The following is a 13370-nucleotide window of genomic DNA, read 5'->3' on the forward strand; positions in this document are numbered from 1 at the left end:
GCGGAAAATTGGAGGAAGCCATCATGTCCCAACTGCCGCTACCCCGTCCCCGTCACGCAATTTACCCACAGCACCACCGCCTTGGCATCCTCGGCCGGATTTGAAAATCGGTGCGGCCTCCGGCTTGCAAACCGAAAACTGTCGCCCGTCTTCAGCGACCATGTCTCGCTGTCCACCGTCAGCATCATCTCGCCTTCGAGCACGAGGCCGGCTTCTTCGCCGTCATGGGTGTAGAGTTCGTCGCCGGTGGAGCCGCCGGGCTCCAGATGTACCAGGAATAGATTGAGCCGGTTGTCGGCGCTGGCCGGGCTCAGCAATTGCTTCGACACGCCGGTGCGCCAGAGCTTCAGTTCGGGCCGTTGCGGCCCGCGCGTGACGATTTGGTCGGATGCACCGTCGGCGTTCGGGCTCGCGCCGAACAGCGCGGCGATGCCGACGCCGAGCACGTCGGCGAGCGTGGCCAGCACGCGCAGCGACGGCGACGACAGGCCGCGCTCGATCTGGCTGAGGAAGCCGATCGAAAGCTCCGTGCGCGAGGCGACCGTCTCGAGCGAGAATTGCCTGATCCGCCTGAGATCGCGGATGCGGCGGCCGACCGCGACATCCATCGCCGGCTCGGCCGATTTGGCGAAAGCGCTGGTGCTGGCCTTGGCTTTCACCTTCACCTTTATCTGCACCTTCTTCGCCGGCTTTGCGCCGGCCGGCCTGCGCATTCTCTTGCCACCGCTCACGTCAAACCGCTTCCTTCATGTGTATGAAAACCGCTTGCAACGGCCGCGAAAGTGTGACCAAATTTTCATATTGGTGAAAATAGGCCGAAACGGCTTGGCCCGCAACGTCTGCGATGACGAGATCTGCGAGCGCCACCATCGGCCGGGCCCAAGGGGGATGCGATGAAGCGTTTTGGTCTGGCCGCGGTCGCGGCACTCGCGATTGCCGCAGCAGCGCCGGCTTCGGCGCAGCAAGTGCTGAAGGTCGGCTCGACGCCGACAGGCATTCCCTTCACCTTCCTCGACACCAAGACCAATAGCATTCAGGGCATCATGGTCGATCTCGTCACTGAAGTGGGCAAGGATGCCGGCTTCAACGTGCAGATCGAGCCGATGCAGTTCTCGGCGCTGATCCCGTCGCTGACATCGAGCAAGATCGACATCATTGCGGCCGCGATGTTCATCACGGCGCCGCGCAAGGAGGTCGTCGACTTCTCCGACCCGATCTACACCTATGGCGAAGGCCTCGTGGTCCCGAAGAGCGACACCAAGGCCTACGCCACCCAGGACGATCTGAAGGGTGAGACGGTCGGCGCCCAGGTCGGCACCGCCTTCGTCGACGCGCTCAAGAAGTCCGGCCTGTTCGCCGACGTCAAGGCCTACGACACCATCCCCGACATCCTGCGCGACGTGAACACCGGCCGCCTCAAGGCCGGTTACGCCGACTATCCGATCCTCGCCTACAATCTGAAGCAGGGCGGCTTCCCCGAGGTGCGCCTGGTCGACGGCTACAAGCCCGTCACCGTCGGCTCGGTCGGCATCGGCGTGCGCAAGGGCGAAGCCGCGCTGCTCGGCAAGATCAATGCCTCGCTCGCCAAGCTGAAGGCCAACGGCACCATCGACAAGATCCTTGATAAATGGGGTCTGAAAGCACAGGGTTGATCGCCAGCGGCCAATCGATGAAGGCTGATCGATGAAAGGCTTCTGGCACGACGCGGCCGAATTCTTCCCGATCCTGATGAGCGGCGTCGTGCTGACGATCGTCGTCACCATCGGCTCGCTGCTGCTCTCGACGGTGCTTGGCCTCGTCTGGGCGATGATGCGGGTCTCCGGCATCCGCGTCCTGTCGCTGCTCAGCGCCAGCCTGATCAACGTGATCCGCGGCATTCCGATCATCGTGCTGTTGTTCTACCTCTACTTCGTGATGCCTGATCTCGGCGTCACGCTGTCCGCGTTGCAGGCCGCGATCCTCGGGCTTGGCATCGCCTACTCGGCCTATCAGGCGGAAAATTTCCGCGCCGGCATCGAGGCCATCGACAAGGGGCAGATCGAGGCGGCGCAATCGATCGGCATGGGCTGGTGGCTGACCATGCGCCGGGTCGTGCTGCCGCAGGCGGTGCGCATCGTGCTGCCGCCCTACGGCAACGTCATGATCATGATGCTGAAGGATTCCTCGCAGGCCTCGACCATCACGGTCGCCGAGCTCGCCCTTCAGGGCAAGCTGATCGCGTCCTCGACCTTCAAGAACACCAACGTGTTTACGATGGTTGCGCTGATGTATCTCACCATGAGCATTCCGCTGATCCTGCTGGTCCGTCACTTCGAGAAGCGGGCCGGCAAGAAATGATCGAGCTGACCGACGTCCACAAGAGCTTTGGCGAGAACGAGGTGCTCAAGGGCATCACGGCGTCCGTCCAGAAGGGCGAGGTGGTCTGCATCGTCGGCCCCTCCGGCTCCGGCAAGTCCACCATCTTGCGCTGTATCAACGGTCTCGAAAGCTACGACCGCGGCGAGATCAGCGTCGAGGGATTGAAGGTCGACCGCGACGCGCCGTCGATCGTGCAAGTCCGTACCCAGGTCTCGATGGTGTTCCAGCGCTTCAACCTGTTTCCGCATCGGACCGTGCTGGAAAACGTGGTCGAAGGTCCGCTCTATGTGAAGAAGGAGCCGCGCGCTGCCGCATTCGAGCGTGGCCGCGCGCTGCTCGCCCAGGTGGGCCTTGCCGAGAAAGCCAACGAACATCCGCCGCAGCTCTCCGGCGGCCAGCAGCAACGCGTCGCGATCGCGCGCGCGCTGGCGATGCAGCCCAAGGCCATCCTGTTCGACGAACCCACCTCGGCGCTCGATCCTGAATTGGTCGGCGACGTTCTCGGCGTGATGCGCAAGCTCGCCGACGACGGCATGACCATGGTCGTCGTCACCCACGAGATGGGCTTTGCCCGCGATGTCGCCGACCGCGTGCTGTTCATCGACGGCGGTGTCATCGTCGAGCAGGGGTCGGCGAAATCGGTGCTCAACCAACCGCAGCATGCGCGGACGCAGGATTTTCTGCGCCGCGTGCTGCATCCGCTCTGATTGGTCTTCGCCATGACCACGCGCCTGCCTCTGCCGCCGTCTCTCTATGCCGACACCGCCGTTGCGCCGGTGGCCGCGCCACCGCTCGAAATCGATAAGACGGTCTCGGTCGCCATCATCGGCGGCGGCTACACCGGCCTGTCCACCGCGTTGCATCTTGCGGAGCAGGGTGTCGAGGCACTGGTGCTGGAGGCGCAGGAGCCGGGCTGGGGCGCATCCGGCAACAATGGCGGTCACACCAATCCGGGACTGAAGCACGACCCCGATCAGATCGAGGCCGATTTCGGCGCAGAGCTCGGCCGCCGCATGGTCGCGTTCTCCTACGGCACGACGAACTTCACCCACGATTTGATCCGCCGCTACCAGATCCCGTGCGAAGCACGGCAGAACGGCACGCTGCGCGCGGCCTATAACGAGGCGAGCGCCGCCGCGATCGAGACAACCGCACAGCAGTGCATCGCCCGTGGCATGCCGGTGTCCTACCTCAATCGCGAGCAATTGCGCGAGATGACGGGCACGGATCGCTACATCGGCGCCATGCTCGATACCCGCGGCGGCGATCTGCATCCGCTCAGCTATGCCCGCGGCCTCGCGCGCGCCGCGATCTCCGCGGGCGCGAAGGTGTATGGCGAAACACCCGCACTATCACTCCGTCGCGAAGGCAGCCGCTGGCGCATCGAGACGCCGCGCGCGGTGGTGCATGCCGACAAGGTGCTGCTCGCGACCAACGGTTTTACCGACGATCTCTGGCCGGCGCTTCGCCGCACCATCGTGCCGGTGTTTTCCTCGATCGCGGCCACGGCCCCGCTGTCTGACGACGTGGCCCGTTCGATCATGCCGACGCGTCCCGTCCTTTACGAGAGCGGCCACATCACCGTCTATTACCGCATCGATCAGCAGAACCGCCTCTTGATGGGCGGCCGCGGGCCGATGCGCTGGATCAGTTCGCCGCGCGACGTCGCCTATCTCATGCGATACGCCGAGCGGCTATGGCCGCAGCTCAAGGGCGTTGCCTGGACCCATGGCTGGAACAGCCGGCTCGCCATCACCAAAGATCATTACCCGCATGTGCACGAGCCCGCGGACAACATCCTGATCTCACTCGGCTGCAACGGCCGCGGCGTCGCGCTCTCGACGGCGATGGGCGCGCAGCTCGCGCGACGTCTGATCGGCGGCGCCAAGGCCGAGATCGACATGCCCGTCACCGGCATCAAGCCGATCCCGATGCATGCCTTCTGGCCGGTCGGCGTGACGACGGCAGTGATCGCTGGTCGCGTGCGCGACCGGCTGGGGATCTAGGCTCAGCCCTCCGCCACCGCGTCGGCCCAGGGCTGGAAGATCTCGACCGCGCCGGAATTGGTGTCGCCGTCGCGCATCACGACGCTCGGGCAGGCGAACTTCTGCGGCAAGGACTGCACCCGCGCTTCCTCATAGTCGAATCGCGCCGCGAGCGTCTCGCGTGTGTCCGCCGGCAACCTGGTATCGCCGATCACGATCGCGCCTTCGCTGGCGTCGATGCGCGGTTGGTGGATCGCGGCATCGAGATCCATGCCGAAATCCATTGCAAACGACACGATCTGCATCACCGACGGCAGGATGCGGCGACCGCCGGAGGCGCCGACCGCGAGCCGTCTGCCGTCCTTGGCCTCGGCGATGACAGGCGTGTAGTTGGTGAGACAGCGCTTGGCTGGGGCGAGCGAGTTGGTGGTGCCCGGCATCGTGTCGAACCACATGATGCCGTTGTTCATGGCGATGCCGGTGTGCGGCGTGACGTATTTCGAGCCGAAGGATGACAGCAGCGTCTGCGTCACCGCCGCGATGTTGCCGTGGCGGTCGACCACGGAGAAATGCGTGGTGCAGGCGGGCGCCAGATAGTCCGCGCCGAGCGAGCGCTTGCCATCGGCATCGCCCATGTCCTTGAGCCGCTCGCGATAGGCCGATTGCAACGCGGCGGCATATTCGGCGTAGGCGGCTGCATCGGGCGCGCTTCCCGGCTTCAGGTTCTGCTGCAACAGGCGCAGCGCATGCGCCATGGTCGGTCCGGCCGTCAGCTCCGGCGTCGCAAACACCTTGCCGCCGCGATAGGGGATCGCCAGCGGATCGCGCAGATGGGCTCGGAACGCGGCGAGGTCCTCCACCGATAGCGCGCCGCCGTCGGCCTTGATGTCGGACGCGATGCTTCTGGCGAGGTCGCCCTGGTAGAAATCGCGCGGACCGGCGTCGGCGAGGTGCGCCAGTGTCGCCTTCAGCGCGTCCAGCGGCAGCCGCGTCTCGGACTTGACACCCCATGGCGCGCTCGGAGGCAGGCCGTCCTTCAGGAACGTGGCCGCGCTTCCCGGATAGCGCCGAAGATCGGCCGCCGATGCCGCGATCGTCAGCGTGGTCCACCAGTCGACCAGCAGGCCTTCACCGGCGAGGGCGACGGCCGGCGCGACGAGATCTTTCCATGGCAGCCTGGCGTGGCGGCGATGCGCCTCTTCCATGCCGGCGACGACCCCGGGCACGGCGATGGAGCCGGGGCCGTGGATGTTGTGGTCGCCCTTGACCCGCTGCCAGGGAAACAGATCGGAAGCCGCGCCTTCGCCGCTGAGCGGATAGTCGGCGGTGCGCAGGCTTTGCGGCGCGCACATGCCGTAGTCGATCACCTCATAGCGATTTTCCGCGGCACGGTAGAGCACCATCGCGCCGCCGCCGCCCATGCCGCTGTTCCAGGGCTCCAGCACGTTGAGCGCGAAGGTGGTCGCGACGATCGCATCCACGCAGTCGCCGCCCGCCGCCAGCACTTGCGCCCCCACTTCGGCCGCCCGCCGCGATTGTGCGGCGACGATGCCGCCTTTGGATGTGATGGCGGGCTTGCGGACGGTTTGGGCGTGGCTGAACTGGTGAGGCATGATGATGTCTGTGTGCTGTCTTCGGTTTGGCTTCGTTGCGCTGAGCTCCGCATTCGGCGGAACGCGCGAAGAATGGCACATCGCCCCCACCGAGAACATCGAAAGGGCGGCGTGGCATGGCTGGTGTGAAACAGGCGGGGGAGGCGCAGTCGGCAAGACGTAGATGCCAAGACGAGAATGCCCGGGACAGGCCCGGGCATGACGCATTGAGAGACCGATCAGTGGGAAGCAGGAGCCGCAGGGCTCAGCGCGCGCGATCCAGCCGGCTGGCCTGATACTTGGCGTGCCATTTCGGGCCAGGCCCGCGCATGTAGTGAAGCTCGGGGCGGTAGGGATTGCCCGCGACCCGCATCAGCGTCTGCCATTTGCTGGCGACGAAGTTCAGGGGCTGGCGGAGCAGGGTCATTGACGCGAGCAACATGGCATCACCTCAGTGCGGCTTGCCGAGCATGGCAGTGAAGGGGAGATCGAAGATCTCCTCGCCATCGGAGCCGCTGACATGGATCACCCAGTCGCGCCAATCCTCAGCGCCGGGCGTCAGGATCATCGCGTTCATGATCTGGGCGGCACGGTCGCGCGCCTCGGTCAGGTTGGTCACGGCTGTGCCGCTGCGATCGATCAGCGTGCCGTCCAAGTTGGAGCAGTGAAAATAGACCTGGACCATATGCGTCTCCTATTGGGAGCGATTGGGACGGCAAACCGATACCATTCCAAGCCTTCGCGAAACATTCGGGTCGAGCCCGGTAAGGGAATCTACGGAGATTGGTCGGCGCCAAGCCCCCTGCCGGTTTGATCACAAGCGGGTGTTGATCAACTGGACGGCATTCCCGCGGCATGGAACAACCCTGGACGGAAAGTCCGGGAGGCGCCGTGAACCACCTCACATTCTGGCGTGAAAGCCGAAGCCTGCGCGCATGCGCGGGCGCCTTGGTGGTCCTCCTGACCCTCACCTCGGTAGGCTCATCAGAACCGGTCCGCAAGAGCGGCTATGCGATCGGCACGGAGACCTGTGGCAGTGTCGATCTGGCTTTTCCAAAAATCCAGATCGACATGAAGGCGGGATTTTGCGCCGGCCTCGTCGCCAGCGAGGAGGATCGGCTGAAATTCCCGCGCTCGATCGTCCAGCTGCCCGGTCGTGACCTGTTCGTGGTCGCCGACATGGCGGGCTGGGGCCATACCGATGGTCGGCTGCTGTTGCTCGACCCGCGCGCGCCCCAGGGACAGCGGTTCAAGGAGCTGCTGACTGCAATCGAATATCCGTTCGGTCTGGTGATCGGCCCGGACAAGAAGCTCTATGCCTCGAGCGCGGAGACGATCTTCCGGTTCGATCCGCTCGCCGACAATCCGCGCGACACGGTCGAGACCATCGTCCGTCACATGCCGGGCCGCCGGATCACGCTGCCCGATGGCACAAAGCTCGACGAGAGCGCGCATCCACTCAAGCAGTTTGTCTTTGATAAGAACGGCCGGCTGTTCGTCAATGTCGGCTCGCACAGCGACGACTGCATCACGCCGGCGCCGATCACGAGACCTTGCGCGGCGGCCGAGGGCTCTTCCGCGATGGCATCGATCTGGCTGTTCACGCCGCCCCCGAGCGGTATCTTTCCGGCGTTGAAGCCTGGCGAGACCGACCCGCCGCACAGCGTCTATGCGCGCGGCCTGCGCAACTCGATGGCGCTGGCACTGCATCCGAACTTCCCCGATGCGGGCTATGCTTTCCTGCAAGGCGAGAACGGCCGCGACCTGCCCGATATTTTCAAGCCGAACGAGGAGATCAACGCGATCGAGCCGGGCAGGCATTACGGCTGGCCTTATTGCTACGATCTGTCGACGCCCAGTCCCGAATTCAGGATCGTGTTGCAGTCGGGGGTCTACAAAGAGCTGTGCACCGCCAACGCTCTCTACAAGGCGCCGTTCTCGCTGCTTCCACCGCACGGCGCGCCGCTCGCGATGCTCTATTATCACGGGGCGAAATTTCCGGAGCTCGAAGGCAAGCTGCTGGTTGGCCTGCATGGCTATCGCCCGACCGGCAGCCGCGTCATCGTCTATGACGTCGACGACCACGGCTTCCCGAAGCCCGTCCCGGCGCCCGTGTCTTATCATGTCAGCTGCGCGGCCGATCCGACCCACAGCTTTCAGACCGAGGGCGGCGACGTCGCCGCCGCGCCGTTCGAGGAGCTGATCGCAGGCTGGCACCGCGTCAACGGCGCCCGGCCGCAAGGCGCCCCGGTCGGCATGACGGTCGCGGAGGACGGCGCCATCTGGCTGGTCGAGGACAAGAACCAGACCGTGATCCGGATCGACCGCGCCGCGGGCGATGCGCCGTCGCCGTTGCCCTGCGACATGCGTAGCCAGGCGCTGATCGATCAATTGGCGGTCTTCGTGGCCAGGAACGCGCCGAACAGCGTTCGGCTCACCAATTTGCGCAGGGGCCTCGTCGAAAAGCACTGCGTCGGCTGTCACTCGGATTTCGGCCTGAAGCCGGGCCTATCGGACGCTCAGAAGGACGCGACGGTGCTTCGCTTCATGCTGGCGCAGGATGGCTGGATCTATCCTGGTGATCCCGACTCCGGCAAGTTGCGCACGCGGCTTCGTGGGTTAGGCGCGGAGAAGCTGATGCCGCCGGGTGGCGAAGGCCTGCCGAAGGCCGAGCCTGGTTACACGCGCCTGCTCGACACGGCGGATCTGCTGGTGTCAAAAATGGTTCCAGGCATCCGGATGCGGATCAGGTCCGGCCCGCCGCAGCGCAAGTTCTTTGGCAAAACCAACAAGGAATGCGGCGAAATACCGGCTGCCAAGGTCGTCGTCGTGACACAAAGGAACGCTGTAGACAAACCCGGCTTCAGCCGCTTCTTCCGGCCGGCCGATCCCTATCTGAATGGCGAGTGCAGCGACGGCGATGGCTATTACATCCGGCAGGAATTTCTGGTGCCTGTGCAGTAGCGTTGTTCTCGTCCTTGCGACGGCACCGGTCCGAGCGGAAACGAAACTGTTCGAAAGCGTGCAGGTGACGCCATCAGGCGAATACACGTTCGGCATCGAAGGCCCTGCCGCCGATCTCGACGGCAATCTCTTCGTCGTCAATTTCGGCAAGCCCGGCACCATCGGCAAGCTGCCTGTCGGCGGCGCGGTGTCCGAGCCGTTCACGGCGTTGCCCGAGGGCAGCGTCGGCAATGCCATCCGCTTCGCGCGCGATGGCACCATGTTCATCGCCGACTACAAGAAGCACAACATCTTCGCGATCCCGAAGGGATCGACCGAGCCCGCCATCTGGTTTCACTCCGACGAGATGAACCAGCCCAACGACATCACCATCGCCCGCGACGGCACGATCTACGCGAGCGATCCGAACTGGAAAGGTCGCGAAGGCCACATCTGGCGCATCGCGAAGGGTGCGGACGGAACGGTGCAGGGACAGCTCATGTCGGCGCCGCGCGCGATGGGCACGACCAACGGCATCGACCTCAGCCCTGATGACAAGACGCTCTATGTCGGGGAATCCAGCAGCGGCCAGATCTGGTCCTACACGGTCGGCGGCAACGAGCTCACCAGTCCAAAACTCGTCAAGGCGTTCCAGCCCGACACCGTCGACGGCCTGCGCACCGACATGGCCGGACGCCTCTATGTCGCGCGCATCCTCAAGGGCACGATCACGTTGATGAAGGCCAATGGCGCGGTCGAGCGGGAGATCGCGGTGAGGGGGAAGGAGCCGACCAACCTTGCCTTCGGAGGCCACGACGGCAAGACGATCTTCGTCACACAGCGTCAGGGCGGCTTCGTCGAGGCCTTCCGCACCGACCAGCAGGGCCGCGAGCACTGCCTTCAGCGTGGGCGCTGCTGAGCTTCACGAGCGATCGGCTTCCGGCGCAGGGCGGTGCGACAGGGGCGGCATTCTTCTTGCTTGCATCTCGCCGCCGCAGGGATTTAGACATCTGTGGCACTAGAGCGTTTTCGAGCGAAGTGGATACCGGTTCGCGTCGAGAAAACGCGTCAAAATAAGAACCCTGAGCGACCACGGAGTGTTCGAGTGAAAGCCGTCCATACCGAGCTGCATCGCAGCCACGATCCGCAATTCTTCCTGGTTCGCGGTGTGGTCAAGCGCACCACCGAGCAGCCCGAGCGTGCCGACCGCCTGCTCAAAGGACTCAAGGACGGCAAGCACCAACTGGTCGAGCCGACCACATTCGGGCAGGGGCCGCGCGCGCGCGTCCACAGTCCGGAATATCTGTCGTTCCTGAGCGAGGCCTGGGACGCCTGGACCGCGCTCGGCGATTCCGGTCCGGAAATGATCGGCAACATCCATCCGGTGCGCCATGCCGGGACGTATCCCACCCATATCATCGGCAAGCTCGGCTGGCACACCGCCGACACCGCCGCGCCAATCGGCCCCGGCACCTGGGCCGCGGCCTGCGCTGCGACCGATGTCGCGGTTACCGCGGCACAGATGGTGATGGACGGCGAGGATGCGACCTACGCGCTCTGCCGGCCGCCCGGCCATCACGCCTATCGCGACATGGCCGGCGGCTTCTGCTTCCTCAACAACAGCGCCATCGCCGCGGCGCATCTGCGGCAGAGGCACGAGCGTGTCGTGATCCTCGACGTCGACGTCCATCACGGCAACGGCACGCAAGGCATCTTCTACGCGCGGCCCGATGTCTACACGGTCTCGATCCATGCCGATCCCGTAGCGTACTATCCTTACGTGTGGGGCTACGCGCATGAGCGCGGCGAAGGTCCCGGCCTCGGCACCAACCTCAACATCCCTCTGGCGATCGGCACGGGGGATGACGGCTACATCCAGGCGATGGACGTCGCACGCAAGGCGATCGAGTCCTTTGCGCCCGGAGCCCTCGTCATCGCGCTCGGCCTCGACGCCTCCGAGCACGATCCGCTGAAGGGTCTCGCCGTCACCACGCCCGGCTTCCGCCGCATCGGCCAGGCTATCGCGAAGATGGGCCTGCCGACCGTGTTCGTGCAGGAGGGCGGTTATCTCTCGGACATCCTCGGCGCGAACCTGACCTCGGTGCTGGCGGGATTCGAAGAGGCGCGGTGAGCTTCGCTGAGTAGCCCGTCATTCTCCGTCATTGCGAGCGAAGCGAAGCAATCTGTCATTGCGAGCGAAGCGAAGCAATCCAACTATTTCCGCGGCACGGATTCTGGATTGCCTTGCCGCGGAGGGCGGTCTGGATTGCTTCGTCGCAAAAGCTCCTGTTGTTCCCTATGCTCGCAATGACGATGTGGATGGTTAGGTCGACTTCATCAACAACTCAAAACATCCCGCTCGCCGCGAGCGCCTTGCAGACGTGCTGCATCTCGGTCTCGTCCGCGACCATGTCGAGCATGATCGTGGTCAGCCCCTTCGCGGCAAACTCCCTCAGCTTCGCGCCGATCTCGGCGTAGCTGCCGACGAGGTAGGGGCAGTCGGCCTGGAAGGTCAGGAACGGCAGCAGCCAGTAGCCATTGTCCGCGAGCTCGCCGCTCTGGCCCTCGTAGAGGCGCCGCTTCCACACCGAGTCGCTGTTTTCCACGGTGAGCGCGAGCAGCTCGCGATCGTCGGCATTGTCGCGGAAACGCGCCTTTGCCGCTTGCCGTGCCTCGTCGCGTCTCTCGCGGGCAAAAATACCGAAATTCATTCCTGGTGCGTCGAGGCCGCGGTCGAGATCGGGCGGCAGCATCTGCATCTTGATGCAGCCGGTCTCCTTCGCCACGCGCTGTGCCGCCTCGGACTGACCCGCGACCAGAAATTCCGGCATCAGCTCCGGCGGCAGGCGCGGCCGCAGTTGCAGATTGCTGGCACGGTAGAACCGGCCCTCGAAAGTCGCCGGCCGCGGGCTTGCCAGCAGCTGGCGCATCAGCGCGACGAATTCGCCGAGCCGGACATAGCGGTCGGCATGCGACTGCTGGTCGCCCAGACCGTGCAAATCGCTGACCGCCGTCCCCGTGATCATGTTGAGATAGACCTTGCGGCCGTGGAGCTGCGCAAAGGACGAGACGAATTTTGCCGCCGTGAACGGGTGCATGTAGACCGGATTGACGGCGATCAGCGGCGAGGACCTCATCGTCTCGCCGATGATGTGCTGGGCCATCGCCCAAGGCTCGACGAACACGTCGTTGCCTTCGAACAGCAGGATGCCTTCGAAGCCGTTGCGGTCGGCGAACTGCGCCACTCGCATCAGCTCGCCGACATATTTCTTGGGATCGCGGTTGCGCGAAATCGCGGGAAAGACGCGCAGCCGCGGCAGTGTCATTCAGCCGCCTCCTGCAGCGGCCATGCATTGCGGGTGATGGGAAGGCCGCCGGTGGCGCGGGAGCCGTCGGCGATCGCGAGACGATGCGAGGGCGACGGCGAGATCAGCTGGAATCGCCAGCCTTCCGGATCGTCGGCGATATCGGGCTTGAAGCTGATCTCGATGGCCTCGCGCGATACCTGCATCGCGAAGGCGTCGAGCGGCAGATTGAGGCCGAAACCCCTGGCCTTCAGATAGGCTTCCTTCAGCGTCCAGTAGTCGAAGAAGCGCTCGGTCGCGGCGGGCTCCGGCAGCCCGCGCAACGCTTCGACCTCTTCCGGCGCGAAGAACCGAAGCGCGGTCGACAGCGGTGCTACCCGACGCGACACGGTCTCGACGTCGACGCCGACGGTCTCATGCCCTGACACGACGCAGGCGACGCAGCCGTCGGCGTGCGACAGGCTGAAATGCAGCGTGCTCGAGGTCTTGGGCGATGCGACAAACGGCCGCCCGTAACGCCCGGCCGCAAATGACCAGTCGGTGGGGGCGACATCAGGTGCGGCGTGCGAGAGCGCGAGGCGCAACATCGCGTGCGCGAAAATATATTGCCGCTGGTGCCGCTCGAACATGAAGCGGTCGGCTCGTACCCGTTCGTCGACCGAGAGCAAGCGCCGGCACGCATCAACCCCATCCGGCGCGTCAAAAGTCTCGATCAGTCCGACAAACAGTTCAATTCTGTCGTCTGCCATCAATTGGGCCCATGGCGTCAGGCCGGGGCCAAATCCCCTGCCATGACGGAAGAATCAACTGAGCAAGAATCAGGTGAGCGGACCGCTTCTAGCGGTCCACTCGGGCGAATCCTTGTCGATTGCTGGCCGGTTTACGGGCGCAAGCTTGTGCGAGACCCCAACTCGACACGCGAGCGGCCAAATCTGAAAACTGAAGCCCGAAAACTGAAGCCTGAAGGCTCGTGCGGCGTCCCGGCCGACGAGTCTTACGTCTTCTTCTTCTTGGACTTCTTGGAGCCGCCCAGCATCGAAATGCTGGCGTCGACGTCCTTCAGCGCGGACTGCAGCTTCTTCTTCTCGGCGCCGAGCAACTTCTGCAGGGCCTTGCGGTCCTTGTCGCTCAGGGAGGTGCCTTTGGTAAATTTGATGAAACCCATAACGAACTCCCCGGTTGAAAAT

General features: G+C 64.5%; 14 protein-coding genes. 7 read left to right on the top strand and 7 right to left on the bottom strand.

Annotated features, from left to right (window positions below):
* Positions 1–38: 38 nt before the first annotated feature.
* Positions 39–713: an XRE family transcriptional regulator gene (locus tag IVB47_RS34795; protein ID WP_247435960.1), complete on the bottom strand. Its 675-nt coding sequence runs from the start codon at positions 711–713 to the stop codon at positions 39–41.
* 180 nt (positions 714–893) lie between these two features.
* Between IVB47_RS34795 and IVB47_RS34800 the strand changes: the two genes are divergently transcribed.
* Genes IVB47_RS34800 through IVB47_RS34815 form a run of 4 tightly spaced genes read left to right on the top strand, consistent with a single transcriptional unit; the run spans position 894 to position 4364 of the window.
* Positions 894–1652, top strand: coding sequence for an ABC transporter substrate-binding protein (locus tag IVB47_RS34800; RefSeq protein ID WP_247282586.1), 759 nt, complete (start codon positions 894–896; stop codon positions 1650–1652).
* Between the two features lie 31 nt (positions 1653–1683).
* Positions 1684–2337, top strand: coding sequence for an amino acid ABC transporter permease (locus IVB47_RS34805; RefSeq protein ID WP_007600584.1), 654 nt, complete (start codon positions 1684–1686; stop codon positions 2335–2337).
* Positions 2334–3065, top strand: a complete 732-nt coding sequence (locus tag IVB47_RS34810) for an amino acid ABC transporter ATP-binding protein (protein ID WP_247468427.1) — start codon at positions 2334–2336, stop codon at positions 3063–3065. The genes IVB47_RS34805 and IVB47_RS34810 overlap by 4 nt, the downstream gene beginning before the upstream one ends.
* A 12-nt stretch (positions 3066–3077) precedes the next feature.
* Positions 3078–4364 (top strand): FAD-binding oxidoreductase, encoded by a 1287-nt coding sequence (locus IVB47_RS34815; RefSeq protein ID WP_247468429.1) that lies wholly within the window; start codon positions 3078–3080, stop codon positions 4362–4364.
* A gap of 2 nt (positions 4365–4366) precedes the next feature.
* On the opposite strand, the gene IVB47_RS34820 is transcribed toward IVB47_RS34815, so the two are convergent.
* The 3 genes from IVB47_RS34820 to IVB47_RS34830 all read right to left on the bottom strand — a co-directional run bounded on the left by IVB47_RS34820 (position 4367) and on the right by IVB47_RS34830 (position 6620).
* Positions 4367–5956, bottom strand: a complete 1590-nt coding sequence (locus tag IVB47_RS34820) for a gamma-glutamyltransferase (RefSeq protein ID WP_247468432.1) — start codon at positions 5954–5956, stop codon at positions 4367–4369.
* Between the two features lie 244 nt (positions 5957–6200).
* A complete protein-coding gene (locus IVB47_RS34825) occupies positions 6201–6377 on the bottom strand; it encodes a hypothetical protein (protein WP_247468435.1) in 177 nt (58 codons plus the stop codon).
* Between the two features lie 9 nt (positions 6378–6386).
* Positions 6387–6620 carry a hypothetical protein gene (locus IVB47_RS34830; protein WP_007606355.1) on the bottom strand — a complete coding sequence of 78 codons (234 nt, stop codon included), beginning with the start codon at positions 6618–6620 and terminating at the stop codon, positions 6387–6389.
* A gap of 206 nt (positions 6621–6826) precedes the next feature.
* Between IVB47_RS34830 and IVB47_RS34835 the strand changes: the two genes are divergently transcribed.
* The 3 genes from IVB47_RS34835 to IVB47_RS34845 all read left to right on the top strand — a co-directional run bounded on the left by IVB47_RS34835 (position 6827) and on the right by IVB47_RS34845 (position 11009).
* Positions 6827–8899 carry a PQQ-dependent sugar dehydrogenase gene (locus tag IVB47_RS34835; protein ID WP_247468438.1) on the top strand — a complete coding sequence of 691 codons (2073 nt, stop codon included), beginning with the start codon at positions 6827–6829 and terminating at the stop codon, positions 8897–8899.
* On the top strand, positions 8856–9797 hold the full coding sequence (locus IVB47_RS34840) for an SMP-30/gluconolactonase/LRE family protein (RefSeq protein WP_247468440.1): 942 nt from the start codon (positions 8856–8858) through the stop codon (positions 9795–9797). Before IVB47_RS34835 ends, IVB47_RS34840 begins: the two co-directional genes overlap by 44 nt.
* Positions 9798–9983: 186 nt before the next feature.
* Positions 9984–11009 carry a histone deacetylase family protein gene (locus IVB47_RS34845; RefSeq protein ID WP_247468443.1) on the top strand — a complete coding sequence of 342 codons (1026 nt, stop codon included), beginning with the start codon at positions 9984–9986 and terminating at the stop codon, positions 11007–11009.
* Positions 11010–11223: 214 nt separating this feature from the next.
* On the opposite strand, the gene IVB47_RS34850 is transcribed toward IVB47_RS34845, so the two are convergent.
* The 3 genes from IVB47_RS34850 to IVB47_RS34860 form a co-directional block, all read right to left on the bottom strand.
* Positions 11224–12204 carry an LLM class flavin-dependent oxidoreductase gene (locus IVB47_RS34850; RefSeq protein ID WP_247468446.1) on the bottom strand — a complete coding sequence of 327 codons (981 nt, stop codon included), beginning with the start codon at positions 12202–12204 and terminating at the stop codon, positions 11224–11226.
* Positions 12201–12932 carry a 4'-phosphopantetheinyl transferase superfamily protein gene (locus IVB47_RS34855; RefSeq protein WP_247468450.1) on the bottom strand — a complete coding sequence of 244 codons (732 nt, stop codon included), beginning with the start codon at positions 12930–12932 and terminating at the stop codon, positions 12201–12203. Before IVB47_RS34855 ends, IVB47_RS34850 begins: the two co-directional genes overlap by 4 nt.
* 245 nt (positions 12933–13177) lie before the next feature.
* Complete coding sequence (locus tag IVB47_RS34860) at positions 13178–13348, bottom strand: hypothetical protein (protein ID WP_162847227.1); 171 nt, start codon at positions 13346–13348, stop codon at positions 13178–13180.
* Positions 13349–13370: the final 22 nt, after the last annotated feature.

The organism is Bradyrhizobium sp. 62, assembly GCF_023073035.1.
Lineage (GTDB): Bacteria > Pseudomonadota > Alphaproteobacteria > Rhizobiales > Xanthobacteraceae > Bradyrhizobium.

Bases quoted from the DNA above. Each gene is read 5' to 3' on its own strand.
- IVB47_RS34795 (WP_247435960.1), bottom strand. From the start codon at position 713: ATGCGCAGGCCGGCCGGCGCAAAGCCGGCGAAGAAGGTGCAGATAAAG.
- IVB47_RS34800 (WP_247282586.1), top strand. From the start codon at position 894: ATGAAGCGTTTTGGTCTGGCCGCGGTCGCGGCACTCGCGATTGCCGCA.
- IVB47_RS34805 (WP_007600584.1), top strand. From the start codon at position 1,684: ATGAAAGGCTTCTGGCACGACGCGGCCGAATTCTTCCCGATCCTGATG.
- IVB47_RS34810 (WP_247468427.1), top strand. From the start codon at position 2,334: ATGATCGAGCTGACCGACGTCCACAAGAGCTTTGGCGAGAACGAGGTG.
- IVB47_RS34815 (WP_247468429.1), top strand. From the start codon at position 3,078: ATGACCACGCGCCTGCCTCTGCCGCCGTCTCTCTATGCCGACACCGCC.
- IVB47_RS34820 (WP_247468432.1), bottom strand. From the start codon at position 5,956: ATGCCTCACCAGTTCAGCCACGCCCAAACCGTCCGCAAGCCCGCCATC.
- IVB47_RS34825 (WP_247468435.1), bottom strand. From the start codon at position 6,377: ATGTTGCTCGCGTCAATGACCCTGCTCCGCCAGCCCCTGAACTTCGTC.
- IVB47_RS34830 (WP_007606355.1), bottom strand. From the start codon at position 6,620: ATGGTCCAGGTCTATTTTCACTGCTCCAACTTGGACGGCACGCTGATC.
- IVB47_RS34840 (WP_247468440.1), top strand. From the start codon at position 8,856: ATGGCTATTACATCCGGCAGGAATTTCTGGTGCCTGTGCAGTAGCGTT.
- IVB47_RS34850 (WP_247468446.1), bottom strand. From the start codon at position 12,204: ATGACACTGCCGCGGCTGCGCGTCTTTCCCGCGATTTCGCGCAACCGC.
- IVB47_RS34855 (WP_247468450.1), bottom strand. From the start codon at position 12,932: ATGGCAGACGACAGAATTGAACTGTTTGTCGGACTGATCGAGACTTTT.
- IVB47_RS34860 (WP_162847227.1), bottom strand. From the start codon at position 13,348: ATGGGTTTCATCAAATTTACCAAAGGCACCTCCCTGAGCGACAAGGAC.